A 14,905-nucleotide genomic window follows, 5' to 3' on the forward strand; every position below is an offset into this window, starting at 1 on the left:
ACCCCCCGCCGCCCCCACGTGGTGCGCGCCAGGGCGAGCGCGCCGAGCGCGCCGAGCAGCACCGCCAGCGCGGCCCCCAGCGCGGCGTAGGCGATCGTCACCAGCGTGCTCGTCAGCAGCACCGCGCGGAACTGCGCGGACAGGTCGGGGCTGAGCGCGCCGGCGGCGAACCGGCCGAACTGGCGCACGCCGGCCGGGTTCAGCACGTCCCCGGAGAACGCCCCGGCCCCGGCCAGCGACCACCCCACGACGCCCAGCGCGCCCAGGCCCCACGCCCACCGGGCGCGCGAGCGGTGCAGGCGCGGGGCGGTGAGCACGGCCGCGGCGCTCACGCGCCCACCCCGTAGAAGTCGGCCAGGTCGCCCCGGCTCAGCGCGGCCGCCGGGGCGTCGAGGACCAGACGGCCCTCGACCAGGCCCACCACGCGGTCGCAGTGGCGCAGCGCCAGCTCCGGGTCGTGCAGGCAGGCGAGCAGGGTCCCGCCGCGCTCGGCCGCCGCGGCGGCCAGCAGCGCCAGGCTCCGCCGGGCCAGCGCGGGGTCGAGCGCGGAGGCGGGTTCGTCGGCCAGCACGAGGTCGGGGCGCTGGACCAGCACCCGGGCGATCGCGACCCGCTGCTGCTGCCCGCCGGAGAGCCGGTCGGTGCGCTCGTACACCCGCTCGGCGAGGTCGACCTGCTGCAGGGCCGCGGTCACCTCAGGCACCCCCTGCGGTCTGAGCAGCGACCAGGCCGCGCGCCACGCCGGCCAGCGGGCGAGCCGGCCGGCGTTGACGTTGTGGACCACGCGCAGCGGCCCGACCAGCTCGAGGTGCTGGTGGACGGTGCCGACCCTCGCGCGCAGCCGTCGCAGGTCGCGGCCCGACAGGGTGCGCGGATCGGCGCCGAGGACCTCGACCGATCCGGCGGTGGGTGCGAGCGCACCGTTGAGCAGGCGCAGCAGGGTCGACTTGCCCGCGCCGGAGGGGCCCACCACGGCGACCCGTTCACCGGTCTGGACCGTCAGGTCGAGACCGCTCAGGGCCCGGGTGGTGCCGTGGCGCACCTCGACGCCGGACAGCCGCAGGGCGGCGCTCAGGTGATCAGCCCCAGCTGTTCGCCGATCTGCTGGATCTGGTCGTAGTTGGACTCCTGCGTGGCGATGAACCGCCGGGCGCCGAAGAGGTCCAGGACCGCCGCGTCGTCGGGGTCCGCGACCGTGAGGCCCAGGAAGTAGTCGCTCAGCTGCTGGGGCAGGTCCTCGCCCAGCCGGTCCACGGCCTGCGGGCCGAGCACCCAGTGGTAGTCGTGGTAGGCCGGGGTGCGGGCGTACAGCCGCACGGCGGGGTCGACCTCGCCGGCGGCGCTGCGGGAGGTCCACACCTGCTCGTTGAGCACCCCGGCCTGGTAGCTGCCGGAGGCGACCAGCTGCAGCGTCGCGTCGTGCGAACCGCTGTACCCCGGGCCGCCGGGGAAACCCCGCGGGTCCAGGCCCTGCCGGGACAGGAAGTACGCCGGCATGAGCGCCCCGGAGGTGGAGGTCCGGCTGCCGTAGGTGAACCGCAGGTCGGCCAGCGGTGCGAGGTCCTGCGAGGCGGTCAGGCCGGTGGCGGTGTTCACCACGAAGACCGAGTGGAAGTCCTCGTCGATGTCGCGCTGGGCGATCACCCGGGCGCCCGGCGTCTGCGACCGCGCCTGCACGCCGGTGAGCCCGCCGAACCAGACCAGGTCGAGGTCACCGGTGCGGAACAGGGAGACGGCGGCGCCGTAGTCGGTGACCGGGCGGTAGGCGACGGCCAGACCGCTGGCCCGGGCCATCGAGTCGGCCAGGGTGGCGTACAGGCGCTGCAGGACTTCGGGGTCCTGGTCCGGGATGGCGCCGATGGTGAGGGGTGCGCCGCTGCCGGTGGTCGAGCCGGCCGCGGCGGGGGACGCGGGGGCCGGCACGGGGGACGTGCGCCGGCTGCAGGCGGCGAGCCCGGCGAGGACCGCCGAGGTCGCGGTGCCGGTCAGGAAGCGACGCCTGGTGGAGCGCTGCGGTGCTGCGGGGCCACCCGACCGGACGGCACGACGGAGCCCCGTCACGATGCGCGGCGGGGGACGGGAGCGGACACGGCGGCCTCCTGGTGGGCGGGCTGGGACGCCCGTCATCCTGTCGCAGGGTCCGCGGGAGTGCTCCCGGTGCCCCGCGGCTGCGCTCGCGGGTCCCCGTCCTCGCGGGCGCGGGTTCCCGCCGCGCACGGCCTGCTCACCGGCGGACCGGGCCGGCCCCCGGCGGGTCCGGGCGGTCCTGGCGGTGCAGGCGCACGGCCACCACCGCGACGTCGTCCTCGGGCTGGGCGGGCAGCATCCGCGCCAGCAGCCGGTCCACCAGGGTGTCCAGGTCGCCGTCCTGCCCGGCCAGGTCCTCCAGGGCCTGCTGCAGCTCCTGCAGCCCCTGGGCCAACGGCTGGTCGCGCCGCTCGACCAGCCCGTCGGTGTAGAGCAGGACGGTGGAGCCGCGGTCCAGGACGACCTCGACGTCCCGGCGCGAGGTCCCGGGCAGCACCCCCAGCAGCAGGTCCGCGCTCCCCCCGGTGCGCGCCTGCTCCAGCTCCAGCACGCGGCCGTCGGGGTGGACCAGCATCGCCGGCGGGTGCCCGGCGTTGGACCAGCGCAGCCGGGTGGTGCCGCGCGAGCGCTCCTCCTCGGTCTGCTCCAGGCGCGCGGCGATCGCCGTGGCGGTGGTCGTGATCCGCAGGTTCGCCATCGCCCGGTCCACCCTGGCCAGCAGGCGCGCCGGGCTCTGCTCGCCCAGCGCGCCGATGGTGCGCACCATCGTGCGCACCTGGCTCATCGCCGCCGCCGCCTGCGTGTCGTGCCCGATCACGTCGCCGATGACCAGCACGGTGGCCCCGTCCGGCTGGACGAACGCGTCGTACCAGTCCCCGCCGACCTGCGCGGTCTCGGCGGCCGGGGTGTAGCGCACGACGACCTGCCCGTGCTCCAGCTCCGGCGGCTCGGTCAGCAGCGCGCGCTGCAGGGTCTCGGACATGCGCCGGTGCACGGCCGCGCGGCGCCGCTCGGCCGCGCGGGTCTGCAGGCGCTCCAGCGTCTGCGCGCACTGCGCGGCGAAGCCGTCGAGCAGGTCGCGCTCCTCGCGCGTCAGGTGACGCTCCTCGGCCCAGCACACGGCCAGGCAGCCCAGGCACCTGCCCGCCACGGTCAGCGGCAGCATCACCCACGCCCGCCGCTGCGTGTTCTCGTACACCTCGGCCATCACCGGGTCGAAGGCCAGCCCGTCGGCGACGGTGGGCAGCTCCAGCCGCTGCCCGGTGCGGGCGCTGTGGCACGCCGGCAGCGGGCTGTCGTGGGGCACGTGGGCGTAGCGCGCCCGCACGCGGGCGCCCAGGGCGTCGCTGACGGTCACCCGCCAGCCGCCCGTGCCGGCGCCGCGAGCACCACCCGCCCCGCTCGCACCGGCGGTGCCGGGTGCTCCAGCGGTGCCGGACTGCTCGGCGGTGTCGAAGGCGTCGGCGGCCGAGACGATGGCGCCGCCGTCGGCGCCCAGCACGCTCATCCCCCGCTCGATGACGATCCTCTCGAGGTCCTCCAGGCCCTGCGCGGCGGTCAGCGCCAGGGCCACCTCGCTCACCCTGGCCAGCCGGCGCACGGCGACCTCGCGGGCCTGCTGCGCGGCGTGCAGCTCCTGCACGCGCAGGTACAGGTCGGCCTCGACGGCCTGGGTGCGCTCCTGGCTCAGCTGCGCCGCCGCCAGGGCGCCCTCGCGCTCGTGCACCCAGTCGCTGACGTCCTCCACGCGCTGCAGCACCGCCACCACCCGCCCCTCGGCCGACAGCAGCGGTGCGCTGATCAGCGACCAGTACCGCTGGACGACCTCACCGGTGCGCTGGTCGGCGACGGCGTACGCGAACAGCGGCATGGGGACGGCCCGGCCGGTGTCGCGCGCGGTCTCGAAGGAGGTCTGCAAGGGGTTGCGCCCCTCGGCGTCCAGCGTCTGCGGGGTGGGCGGGAAGGCGTCGAACACCCAGCGCCCCACCAGCTCGTGGCGGGTGCGTCCCAGCAGCCGCAGGTACGCCTCGTTGGCCTGGAGGATGAACAGGTCCAGGTCGAGCACCAGGTACGCGGTGGGCAGCCCGTTGAACAGCTCGGCGAAGTCCACCGCTGCTGCGTGCGCCCGGCGCCCGTCCGTCATGTCCTCCCGCCACGTCCGTCTCGACGTCCCAGCACCCGCCGGCCACAGCGGACCGGTGCGGGTGCCGGAGCGATGCTAGAGGCACCCACCGCGCCGCCGCCCGCCCACCGGTGCCGCAGCCGGTGCCGCAGCCGGTGCCGCAGCCGGTGCCGCAGCCGGTGCCGCAGCCGGTGCCGCAGCCGGTGCCGGTGCCGGTCGACGAGGTGGGTGCCGGTGAGGTCCGGGTCGACGCCGAGGGCGTGCTCACCGCGGCCGCGGGGACCCGCGCTCAGCGGGCGACCATGCCCGCCGACAGGTCGGTGTCGGCGCCGCACAGGCCGGGCACGCACAGCACCGCCACCGTGGCCGTGGCCACCTCCTCGGCGGTGACCATGCGCCGCAGGGCCGCGCGGGAGACGAACTGCTCCTCCGCCTGCGCGGGGCTCGTGCCGCTGCGCTGCGCCTCGCGGGCGAAGTTGCGTTCCATGCGCGGCCCGGCGACGGGGCCGGGGGAGATCGAGTTGACCGTGACCCCGCGCGGACCGACCTCGTGGGCCAGGGTGGTCGTGAGCCCCAGCACCGCCGTCTTGGAGGCGGTGCAGGGGGTGCGTCCCGGGAGCGGGCGCTTGCCGCTGACGGAGGCGATGTTCACCACGTCACCGGACCCGCGCTCCAGCATCGGGGGCAGGAAGGCCCGGCACACCAGGTAGGCGCCGCGCACGTTGACGGCGAACACCTCCTCCCACTCGTGCGGCTGGACGTCGGTCAGGGCGTCGACCGCGCTCGGATCGGCGACGTCGCAGGTGACCACCCGGGCCGCGGGCCCGATCATCGCGGCGGACCCGCGCAGCGGACCCTCGCGGCGGCCGACGAGGACGACGCGGGCGCCGTGCCCGGCCAGGGCGAGGGCGATGGCCCGCCCCAGCCCGTTGCCGGCTCCGGTGACCAGGGCGGTGCGCCCGCCGACGACCTCGTCCGCAGCCCTCACGCCGCGCTCACGAGGTCGCGGGCGCGGCCGCGGTGCGCGCTGACGTCACGGTCCTGCCCCGGGCCGCGGCCTCCTCCCGGGCCACGGCCTGCGCCGGGGCGCGCAGCACCGAGCGCAGCAGCACGAAGTTGCTCAGGCCGACCAGCCCGGTCACGGCGTACACGACGAGCAGCCCGCTGCCCCGGCCGGCGCCGGGCACGAGGTGGTGCCAGGCCGTCAGCGCCGCGGTGCTCAGCACCAGCCCGGCCACCGCCGCGGCACCACCGACACCGTGCCCCTTGAACCAGGAGGTGCGCGCGCCGTGGTGGAAGGTGAAGCGGCGGTGCAGCTCGTTGGTCAGCACGGTGGAGAGCGCCACGGCCACCACGTTCACCGCCGCCACGGGCAACGCCGTGGCGGCCCCCAGCAGCAGGAAGGCCAGCGCGTGAGCACCGTTGCCGACCGCACCGGCCAGCACGAAGCGCAGCAGCACCCAGAGCCGCACCGGGACGGAGCGCACCGGGACGGAGCGCACCGGGACGGAGCGCACCGGGACGGAGCGCACCGGGACGGAGCGCACCGGGACGGAGCGCACCGGGACGGAGCGCGTCGAGACGCAGCGCGAGGGGGTGCCGGTGTCCACCGGTACAGGCTCGACGCTGCGCGCCCGGCCCGCATCGCCCCCAGGCACGGCTCGCGCCTCATCCCTGCGCAGCGGGTCAGCGCCCCGGCACCCCCCGATGGGTGCACTCGACACGTCCACCGACGGCCGAGCCAGCGCCCCCACCTGCGCCGGGGACAGCGGCACCGCCCGCCGGGCACGAGCACGAGCGGTCGCGCCGCGACGGCAGCGAGCCCCGCACCGTGAACGGTGCGGGGCTCGCTCGCGCGTCCGGGGCCGGCACGCCCCGGGGCGGTCAGCCGCGGGGCCAACCCCCTCGACGGGCCGGCACGGTGCGGATCGCCACCGTGGCCTCGAGCACGGCGCCGCCCACCGTGGAACCGGTGACCAGCAGCTGCGTGTCACCGCGCTCCACACCGGTCAGCGGGACACGGACGGTGCAGTCCAGGTCCACCACGCCGTCCCCGTCGACGTCCCTGCCGGCCCGGCAACCGACCACGGAGTCCTCGGTGCCCTCGACGCCCACGCGCAGGGTGTCCACGGCGACGTCCGGGACCGGGTCGAACCCGGTCTGGGAGAGCAGCGTGACCTTGAGCGTGCCCCTGCTCCTGGGGTTGACGACCCCGCGGGAGGTCGCCTCGACCGTCACCGGCACGACGACCAGGCCCGCCGGGAGAGCGGTGGCCCCCAGCACCTCGGTGCCGCCGAGGACGGCGACCACGTAGCGGGCGCCCGGCTCGACGTCGCTCTCCTCGACCCGCAGCACCGCTCGGTCGCTCTCGAAGGTCGCCGTCGCCACTGAGGCGCCGTTCCTCAGCAGGACCGCCTGACGACCGTCCGGCACGTCCGCGGTGACGGGGACCTCGTGGTGCACGCCTGAACCGCCGACCACGCGTTCGGCCGCACCGAGCTCGATGCCGACACCCAGGCCGTCGGCCTCCACGAACGTCCTGTCCGCCACGTACTCGTACAACCTGACGCGGCTGTCCTGCGCGTACTCGGCCAGCTCGCCCTTGCCGCCTTCCGCGACGAAGCCGGCGCTGGAGCCGTGCAACGCGTACGTCTCGTCGGTGTCGGCGCTGTGCGTGAACAGCGTCGTCCCACCGTTCTGGTCCAGCCCGGTGTTGAACCACACCGCGCGGTCCAGGTTGGCGTCCCCGACCAGCCTGTCCGAGATGAGCGCGTCCGTGTTCACGCGGTCCGGGTGCTCCGCCCGGTGGACGTTGAAGGGCTGGATCAGGCCGCCGTGGACCAGGCTCATCATGGTGAAGCCCTCGTACCCGTTCGCACTCGTGTAGGGGCCCGGGTCACTGCTCTCAGCCCGGGTGAACAACCACCGCATGTTGTCCTGCACCGGCTCGGGCTCGACGACCGTGTCACCTTCGACGACGACGGGAGTGCCGTAGTAGCCCTGCCGCGCCTCGCTGACGCCTTCGCCGGCCGGCACGGGGCTGAGGCCCTCGTGGGTCAACGCCTGGCCGGTGTCGTCGCCCGCCACGACGAGGTACGTCGTGCCGTCCTCGACGGAGTCCGCCGCTCGCCACGTGCTCTGGGGCTGATCGAGGTGCGTGACCCGAGCGGCGGTGAGCGGTGCCCAGTTCTGGTCCCACACGTGCTTCCTCACGGTCATCCCCGCCAGGTCGCTGTCTGCGACCGGGTCGTCGGTGCTGATCGTGAACCGCGCGCTCCCGTGCTCGGGAGGGGCGGGGTGCTCCGAGCTGGTCGTGAAGGCGGGACGGTCGCCCTGCAGGAACTCCTGGAACAGCTTGATGTCGCTGCTGCCGTCGCTGAACCGCACGTCGACCGCGGAACGGTAGCCCGTGTCGGGGTAGTTGACGTCGTGCTCCCACTCGGCCGACATGTGCCCGAAGTTGATCGTGTAGGTCGAGGCGTTGGCCGGCTCGCTCTCCCACGCGGCCGTCACCGTGGCGACACACGGATCGCCCGGGGCCACCGCGCAGCCCGGCGAGTCGAGCGAGACCTCGACGTCGAGCTCGTCGCCGTAGCCGTGGGCGACGTCGGCGGCGGAGAAGTCCACGTTCGAGACGTCGTCGGGGACGTGGACGTCGTACTCGGTCCTGCGGGGGTCGAAGTCGAAGACCTCGCCCTGGTACGTGAAGGACGTGAGCTCGGGGCGCTCCTTCTCGAAGCCGAGCCACCCCTCGGGATCCATCACGGCGTGGTACGCGGGCTTCTCGGTCCACGTGTCACCGCTCCTGGAGAACGGCAGCGGGAAGAAGCCGGAGCGCCAGCTGTTGGAGTCGCTCGTACCCCAGAAGGTCACACGTGCGATGTGGTCCGAGTACCTCTTCAGGAGCATGAAGAGCTCGGCGTACTTGTCCGCCTGGACCTTCAGCTGCTCGTCGCTGGGAGGCACGACGGTCCCCGAGTCCTGCGTCCCCGTGATGCTGAGGTCGAGTTCGGTGAGCGAGACCTCCACACCCGTCTCGATGTAGGTCTGCAGGTTCCGCTCGAGGTTATCGAGGTCGAGCCTCGTGTTGTAGTGCGCCTGGATGCCTATGCCCTGGATCAGCTTCTTGTCGTCCTCGGGGTGTTCCCTGGCGTACTTCTCGTTGAGCTCCGTCACCATGCTGGCGATGGCGATCGCCTTGTTCGGCAGCTCCAGGTCGTTGAAGTCGTTGTAGTACAGGACCGCATCCGGATCGGCTTCCCGAGCGAAGAGGAAGGAGTCGTAGACGTAGTCCCACGCGTTCCCGCCCCTGGCGTAGGCGCCGGCCCAGGCGGCGGCCCGGAACTTCGGCTGCTCCAGGGAGCGAAGGGCGTTTCGCCAGTCGGTGGGGTTCTCCGGGTTGTCCCTCATGGCTTCGTTCACGACGTCCCAGGCGTCCAGCTCGTACGGGCCGTCGCTGTACCGTCCGGCGATCGTGTGGATGTAGTCCCGGAGCCGAGAGCGAGCCTCCTCGTAGTCCCAGTGGATGATCATGTCGGAGGTCAAGGTGTTCCGGTCGGCGGACCTGGCCGGCCAGTAGCGCGACTGGTTGTGCCACGCCAACGCGTGCCCGATCGTGTAGAGACCCGCCGCGTTCGCCCGCGTCAGGAGGTCGTCCGCGCTCGCCAGACCGGTGGGAGCACCTGCCGGCTGGCCCGTCGCAGGATCGCCGCTCCAGATGCTGTCGGGCTTCAAGGCGTTCTCCGGCGTGACGGCGTTGTAGTGCTTGAGCATGTGTGCCCACTTCGCACCGCCGTTCGCCGTCCAGTCGTCGGGGCTGATGGTGGTCCCGACGAGGAAGTGGTCCTCGTAGACGTCCTTGAGGCCGGGATCCCCCGGCGCTTCACGCGCAGCACTGGCGACCGGCGATGAACCGGCGAGGACAGCAGCTGCCAGGGCCGTGGCCGCCAGTGCTGACGTGCAGGCTCGAATGGCCTTCACTCGGTCAGATCCCTTCGTCGTTGGAGGTGCTCTTCGGGTCCTGCGAACCGTTCCGCGGTGAGCGGCTCGACGGGCGTGGGCCCCTCAGCGATGGCTGCTGCAGCTCCTGGCGATGATGCCTCCGCCGGGTGCGCCCGGGAAGGCGCCCGCCGTCGGGCGCCGGCGCTCCATCGGGCGGGACCCGGTTCGCTCCGTGAGCTCGAGGGGTCCGGGGTCGTCCCTGGCGATGCACCCGGCTCCGCCACCGCTGGGAGCGCCGTGCTGTCAGCCCACCGGGTCGCGTTCCGGCCGAGGCGTCAGGATCGGCCAACGGCTCACCTCGTCGGCCGGGCGGCTCGGGTGGCGCCGGGTCCTGTCACGCCCCCGGGCCTCCGCCGACGACGGTGCGGCCGGACGGGATGCCACCGCCGCTGACGCCGTACCGGCGCCGACCGTCGTGGACGACGGGGGCGAGGAAGCCCTCGTGCAGTCCGTCATCACTGACCGTGCCCATGGCGCCAGCTTGTCAGAGGTTTTAGCGTTACACCAGCGTGGGTGCCAGCGTGGGTGCCAGGAAGACGGGTGCAGCTGCGCGTGCCACCGGCGGGACGACGACCTGTCGGCCTTCACCGACCACCTCAGCAGCTGGCCGTCGGGCTGCCTCGAGCACGCGCGCGCGTGCTCGAGGGCCGCCGTGGACGTGCGGGCCGCCCAACGCCCGGACAGGGGGACAGCGCTCCGGCACGGTCGCCACGGCGATGGCCGCGAGCTCGCACGAGCGGCACTCGCACGCGCGGATCCGCGACCCGCAGCGCCCGGGGTCCTCCAGCGTGATCTCGTCGCGACGACACGGAGGTGCCCGGCGGTTCGGAGGGTGGACGTGGCCCAGGTGCGTGTCTGCAGCTCTGGAGCGGTCCGCGACGGACCCGGCTGCCGTGACCTCCTCGGGGTCGCCGGTCCCGTCTGGCCCTTCGGCGTCGAAGCCGTCCTCCTGGCGCTGGCCGTCGCCGGCGGCAGCACCGGCCTGCGGGTCGCGTCAGCCCGCCCGCCGTGGCCGCCGAGGTCGAAGGAGCTGCGCGAGCACGTGGAGCCGAAGCCCTCAGCGCCATCGGCGCGCGGCGACGAAGGTCCCGCTGCGCCGCACCTCGGTCAGGGGCAGGTTGACGACGAGCGTGCGTCCGGGGTGCGCGGGGGTGCTCACGGCCGGCCTCCAGGTCGGTGGCGAGGGCGGTGGTGCGGTGGTTGGACCGTGCTCGACCGGGTGAGCCGGCGGGAGTCACCGGTGCAGCGCGCGACCTCCACGCGCCGGCCCGTCGACGTGGGGCTCGTCGGCGCGCTGGACGGCTCAGGCGGCGGTGAGTTCGGTGCGGTGCTGCGAGGCGAACTCGGCGACCGTCACGGCCGGGCGCCCCAGCAGGTCGGGGACGTCGCTGCTGCACAGCCGCCCGTCGTCCTGGCCGCGGCGCACCACGTCCACGAACTGGTGGACCAGGCCCCTCGCCCGCCACGCGGGGACCCCGGTGGCGCGCAGCGCGCCGTAGAACACGGGCGCGGGCACGTGCACGTAGCGCACGCGGTGCCCGAGCGTGGTGCTGAGGATGCCGGCGACCTCGGGGTAGGACAGGGGGCGGTCCCCGGTGAGCAGGTAGGTCCGGCCGTCCTCGCCGGTCCCGCCCTGCACGGCGGGGTCGGTGAGCACGCGGGCGGCGACGGCGGCCACGTCGGCCACGTCGATCCAGGCGGTCGCCCCGTGCCCGCTGGTCTGCGGCAGCCACCCGCGCCGGATCGCCGCGGCCTCCAGCAGGAGGTTCTTGGTGAAGGCGCCCGGCTGCAGGCGCGTCCAGGCCAGGCCGCTGCGCCGCAGGTGCTCGTCGGCCAGGGCGTGGTCGCGCGCCCACGGGATGGCCGAGCGGGGGCGGGCGTCGGAGGTGGAGACCTTCACCACGTGGCGGACCCCGGCGGCGACGGCGGCGTCGATCGCGTCACGGTTCTGGCGGAACTGTTCCAGACCCGCAGGGGTGTTCAGGAAGACCTGCTCGCACCCGCGCATCGCCTCGCGCAGGCTGTCGGCGTCCTCGAAGCTGCCCGGCACGGCCTCGACGCCGCGCTCGGTGAAGGCACGCACCTGGGCGCTCCGGCGGCACAGCACCCGGAACGGGACGCCGCGGGCGGTGAGCTCCGCGACGAGGGGGGTGCCGATGTCGCCGGTGGCTCCGGTGACCAGCACGCGCGCCGGGGCGCTGGAGCCGGCGGGCCGGGGAACGGGGTGGGTGGTGGGTGCGGGCACGTCGACCTCACTCAGAAGCAGGAACCTGTTGGTGAGAGACTGCCCCCGACCGGAGGGGGTGGCAAGGCGACCGTGGACTTGACCGAGGGCGACATCGACGCTCTGGTGACGTGGTCGCTGATCCGCGCCGCGCACCGCGCCCAGCGCGAGCTGACGGCGGTGTTCGCCGAGCACGGGCTCTCCCCGGTGCAGTTCGGGGTGCTCTCGCACCTGGCCACCGGTGCGCAGTTCACCCAGGCCCAGCTGGCCCGGGCGGTCCTGGTGCGCCCGCAGTCGATGAGCGGAGTCCTGGACGGGATGGTGGGGCGCGGTTTGATCACCCGGGGCTCGGAGCGCTCCAAGGGACGGCGCAACCCGCTAGCCCTGACCGGCGCGGGCCGCGAACTGCTGGCCGCGGTGTGGCCGGCGGTGCGCGAGGCGAACCGGCCGGAACGGCTGGGCATGAGCGCGGCGGAGGTGGCGGCCCTCAACGGCGTCCTGCTGAGGATGGTCGACGCGGACTCGTGATCGCAGCGGCGTGCGCGGCGAACCCGGACGCCGAGGCCGTGTCGGCGATGGTGACGTCGGACCACTGCGGGCTGAGCAGGCGCGCCCGCTCCAGGCGCTGGGTCCTGATGAGGTCCCGGCAAGTGGTGCCCCCCTCCTGCAGCACCGCCTGGACGTGCCGCACGCACCACCCCAGCGCCGCGGCGACGCGGTGCACGTCCAGGTCGTGCTCGTGGGCGTGCGCGCGCACGTGGCCGCGCACGGACTGCGCCACGGGATCCCGCTGCCGCACCGGCGCCGTCCCGCTGCCGCACCGGCGCCGTGTCCGCCCCCGCTGCGGCGAGGGCGGCGAGGTCGAGCAGCCCGTCGCACGAGGCGTCGAAGGCCTGCTGGTCCAGCTCGAACCGCTCGCCGTGCAGCGGGACGGCCAGCTGGCGCACCACGGCGCCCAGGCCCCTGGTGGTGTCGATGAGCGCGGTGCTCGCGAGCAGGTCCGGTTCACGGGCGAGGACCTCGGAGTGCGGGACGATCAGCGCGATGGACGCGAAGTCCGCGTCGTGGGCCAGGCGCAGCGGGCGGTCCAGGTCGCAGACCGCAGCGGTGCCCGCCACGAGCTGCGCGGTGGCCCCGCCGGCGCTCACCAGCGCCCGGCCGCGCAGGGGATGAGCAGCTAGCTCGAGCACGCCGCGGGGGTCGGTGCGCACGTGCCGGGAACCGCGGGCGACGTCCTGCTCGGCACCGGCGCACCAGGCCAGGCGGGACCGGTCGGACTCCTGCCGGCCCAGGTCCGCAGCCGCCGTGGTGCCGGTTCGTGCGCCGCAGCCAGAGGCGTCCTCGCCGGCGGGCGAGACGAGGGCCGCACCGCCCGCCACGATCCGTACCAGCGGTGACCGCGACGCCGTCCGGGTCGCCGCGGGCCGAGCGCACGGACCGTCGACGGGGACGTCGACGGGGACGTCGATGGGGACGTCGACGGGGACGTCGAGGAACAGGAGCAGCAAGTGGCACGACGGGTGGAGCACGCGGGGCGGACGGCTCTGATCACCGGGGCCTCCTCCGGGACCGGGGCCGCGTTCGCCAGGGAGCTGGCCGCGCGCGGGTGCGACGTGGTGCTGGTGGCGCGGCGCGAGGCGCGCCTGCGGGAGCTGGCCGCCGAGCTGCAGGACGCGCACGGCGTGCAGGCCCACGTCGTGGTGGCCGGCCTCAGCCGGCCCGAGGCCCCGGGAGCCGTGCACGCGGCCACCCGTGACCTCGGCGTGCGGGTGGACGTGCTGGTCGACAACGCCGGCTTCGGCTCGCACGGTGCTTTCGCGGGTTCGGAGGCCGGGCGCGACCAGGAGGTGGTGGTGGTCGACGTGGCCGCGCCCGTGGCGCTGGCCCACCGGTTCCCGCCCGCGATGGTGGCCCGCGGTGAGGGCGTGGTCGTCAACGTCTCCTCCGCGGCGGCGTTCCAGCCGATGCCGTACCAGGTCGTCTACGCCGCCTCCGAGGCGTTCGCGCAGAGCTTCAGCGAGGGGTTGTGGGCAACGACCGCGAGGCGCGCTTCGGTGCCAAGCGGCCGGCGGCCGGGGTGGTCACCGCGACGCTGGAAACCCTCGACCGCGGTGCGGTGCTCACGGTGGTCGGGTTGCGCTGGAAGGTGACGGTCCTGCTGCCGCGGTTGCTGCCGCGGGCCGCGGTGGCGCGGGTGGGCGAGCGGGTGACCCGCCCGCAGGCCTGAGCACGACGGGCCGCGGGATCGACGTGCCCGGGGACCGCGGTGGGGTCCGGGCGCGAGCCTGGGTGCGGTGCGGTGACCGTTGCTCACGTGAGACGTCAGCGTCTCATGTGAGTTAGCATCGGTTCCATGCTCACTGCCGGCCTCCTCTGGGCGATCGCCGGGCTCGCGGCCCTGGACTCCCTCAACCCCGCCACCATCGCCGGGGTCACGCTGATCCTGCTCGCCCCGCTGCGCCGGCCCGGGCTGACCGCCTGCGCGTACGTCGCCGGTGCCTACCTCGTCGTCCTGGCCGTGGGGTCGGGGCTCTTCCTCGGCAGCGCGACGCTCGGCGACACCGTGACCGGGGCCGCCACCTGGGTGCGCCGCGGCGCACTGCTGCTGGCCGCCCTCGTCCTGCTGATCAGCGCTGCCCGGCGGCTGCGCACCCGCACGCGCGCCGCGCTCGTGCTGCCCCCGTGGTTCGGGCCCTGGACCGCGGCTCCCCTGGGGGTGCTGGTCACCGGCGCCGACCTGCCCAACGCCTTCCCGTACCTGATCGCTGTCGAACGCCTCGGCGCCGCCGAGGTCGCCCCCGGCACCGGCCTGCTCGTGCTCGCCCTCTACGGCCTCGTCTACTGCCTGCCCTGCCTGCTGCTGCTGCTCGCCGGCCTGACCTGGCACCACCACACCACCCAGCGCCTGCGACGGCTCTACGACCGCCTCGGCGGCGAGCGCCTGCAGCCCCGGTCCGTCCCCGCAGCCGTCGGCCTGGTCCTGCTCGCCGCCGCCGTGGCGGTCCTCGCGCTCACGCTGTGACCGTGGCGGGTCGGGGACACTGGCGGCGGGGACCACCGGCTGAGGGAGCAGCCGATGCGCAGGGACGAGCCGTCCCTGCGCAGCCGGTGGGTCAGCGTCCGGCGCAGCCTGGCCGGCACCGCGCGCCGGCTGAGCGGTGCACCGGAGCCGGGGGGCCCGCTGCCCGCGGACGACCCCGACCTGCCCACCGGCACCTCCTCGTACGGCCCGGCGCCGGAGGACGGCCGGGGGTGCCGGCACGATCCCCGTCAGCGCCCCCCGCACCGGGGAGCCGGTGTGATGTGGCAGGTTCCTGTCGGGTGCCGCTGCCAGCTGGGGGTTCGCGACGTACCCAGTGCCTCACCGAACGTAACCTGCTGCCCAGCGGACGACGCGGTCCGCGTGGCAGCGAGGAGACGTTCGGTGCACCGACCACCCCGAGGGACCACCTCGCGCGCACCGGGCACCGGTGGTGCGCAGCCCGCAGCGGCACCGGCGCGTGCTCGCGCCGACCGGTGCCGCTGCGGGC

11 protein-coding genes and 2 pseudogenes are annotated in these 14,905 nt (G+C 74.9%); 3 read left to right on the forward strand and 10 right to left on the reverse strand.

Features of this window, described 5'->3' with window-relative positions; genetic code table 11:
* The 8 genes and pseudogenes from GTR00_RS03860 to GTR00_RS03895 all read right to left on the reverse strand — a co-directional run.
* Window positions 1-332, reverse strand: a pseudogene (locus GTR00_RS03860) (PhnE/PtxC family ABC transporter permease); the annotation flags it as partial.
* On the reverse strand, window positions 329-1,042 hold the full coding sequence (locus GTR00_RS03865) for a phosphonate ABC transporter ATP-binding protein (RefSeq protein ID WP_323132191.1): 714 nt from the start codon (window positions 1,040-1,042) through the stop codon (window positions 329-331). The gene GTR00_RS03865 and the pseudogene GTR00_RS03860, both read right to left, overlap by 4 nt.
* 29 nt (window positions 1,043-1,071) lie before the next feature.
* The gene (locus GTR00_RS03870) at window positions 1,072-1,989 is read right to left on the reverse strand and encodes a putative selenate ABC transporter substrate-binding protein (protein ID WP_456077709.1); all 918 of its coding nucleotides are present in this window, start codon (window positions 1,987-1,989) and stop codon (window positions 1,072-1,074) included.
* Window positions 1,990-2,224: 235 nt separating this feature from the next.
* Complete coding sequence (locus tag GTR00_RS03875; RefSeq protein ID WP_166610326.1) at window positions 2,225-4,171, reverse strand: SpoIIE family protein phosphatase; 1,947 nt, start codon at window positions 4,169-4,171, stop codon at window positions 2,225-2,227.
* Window positions 4,172-4,439: 268 nt separating this feature from the next.
* The gene (locus GTR00_RS03880) at window positions 4,440-5,138 is read right to left on the reverse strand and encodes an SDR family NAD(P)-dependent oxidoreductase (protein ID WP_166610327.1); all 699 of its coding nucleotides are present in this window, start codon (window positions 5,136-5,138) and stop codon (window positions 4,440-4,442) included.
* Between the two features lie 7 nt (window positions 5,139-5,145).
* The gene (locus GTR00_RS03885) at window positions 5,146-5,760 is read right to left on the reverse strand and encodes a GtrA family protein (protein ID WP_166610328.1); all 615 of its coding nucleotides are present in this window, start codon (window positions 5,758-5,760) and stop codon (window positions 5,146-5,148) included.
* Window positions 5,761-6,034: 274 nt separating this feature from the next.
* The gene (locus GTR00_RS03890; protein ID WP_166610329.1) at window positions 6,035-9,130 is read right to left on the reverse strand and encodes an endo-1,4-beta-xylanase; all 3,096 of its coding nucleotides are present in this window, start codon (window positions 9,128-9,130) and stop codon (window positions 6,035-6,037) included.
* 1,324 nt (window positions 9,131-10,454) lie between these two features.
* Window positions 10,455-11,396, reverse strand: coding sequence for an NAD(P)H-binding protein (locus tag GTR00_RS03895; protein ID WP_166610330.1), 942 nt, complete (start codon window positions 11,394-11,396; stop codon window positions 10,455-10,457).
* 72 nt (window positions 11,397-11,468) lie between these two features.
* Between GTR00_RS03895 and GTR00_RS03900 the strand changes: the two genes are divergently transcribed.
* Window positions 11,469-11,903 (forward strand): MarR family winged helix-turn-helix transcriptional regulator, encoded by a 435-nt coding sequence (locus tag GTR00_RS03900; protein ID WP_166610331.1) that lies wholly within the window; start codon window positions 11,469-11,471, stop codon window positions 11,901-11,903.
* On the opposite strand, the gene GTR00_RS03905 is transcribed toward GTR00_RS03900, so the two are convergent.
* Both GTR00_RS03905 and GTR00_RS26245 read right to left on the reverse strand, forming a co-directional pair.
* Window positions 11,863-12,156, reverse strand: coding sequence for a helix-turn-helix transcriptional regulator (locus tag GTR00_RS03905; protein ID WP_166610332.1), 294 nt, complete (start codon window positions 12,154-12,156; stop codon window positions 11,863-11,865). The two genes, GTR00_RS03900 and GTR00_RS03905, sit on opposite strands and share 41 nt — an antisense overlap.
* A gap of 118 nt (window positions 12,157-12,274) precedes the next feature.
* Window positions 12,275-12,904 (reverse strand): annotated as a pseudogene (locus GTR00_RS26245) (AraC-like ligand-binding domain-containing protein); the annotation flags it as partial.
* Here GTR00_RS26245 and GTR00_RS03915 point away from each other — a divergent pair.
* Both GTR00_RS03915 and GTR00_RS03920 read left to right on the forward strand, forming a co-directional pair.
* Window positions 12,884-13,525, forward strand: a complete 642-nt coding sequence (locus GTR00_RS03915; RefSeq protein WP_166610333.1) for an SDR family NAD(P)-dependent oxidoreductase — start codon at window positions 12,884-12,886, stop codon at window positions 13,523-13,525. The pseudogene GTR00_RS26245 and the gene GTR00_RS03915 sit on opposite strands and share 21 nt — an antisense overlap.
* Before the next feature lie 203 nt (window positions 13,526-13,728).
* A complete protein-coding gene (locus tag GTR00_RS03920) occupies window positions 13,729-14,397 on the forward strand; it encodes a GAP family protein (protein ID WP_166610334.1) in 669 nt (222 codons plus the stop codon).
* Window positions 14,398-14,905: the final 508 nt, after the last annotated feature.

The organism is Kineococcus indalonis, from assembly GCF_009906395.1.
Classification (GTDB): Bacteria; Actinomycetota; Actinomycetes; order Actinomycetales; family Kineococcaceae; genus Kineococcus; species Kineococcus indalonis.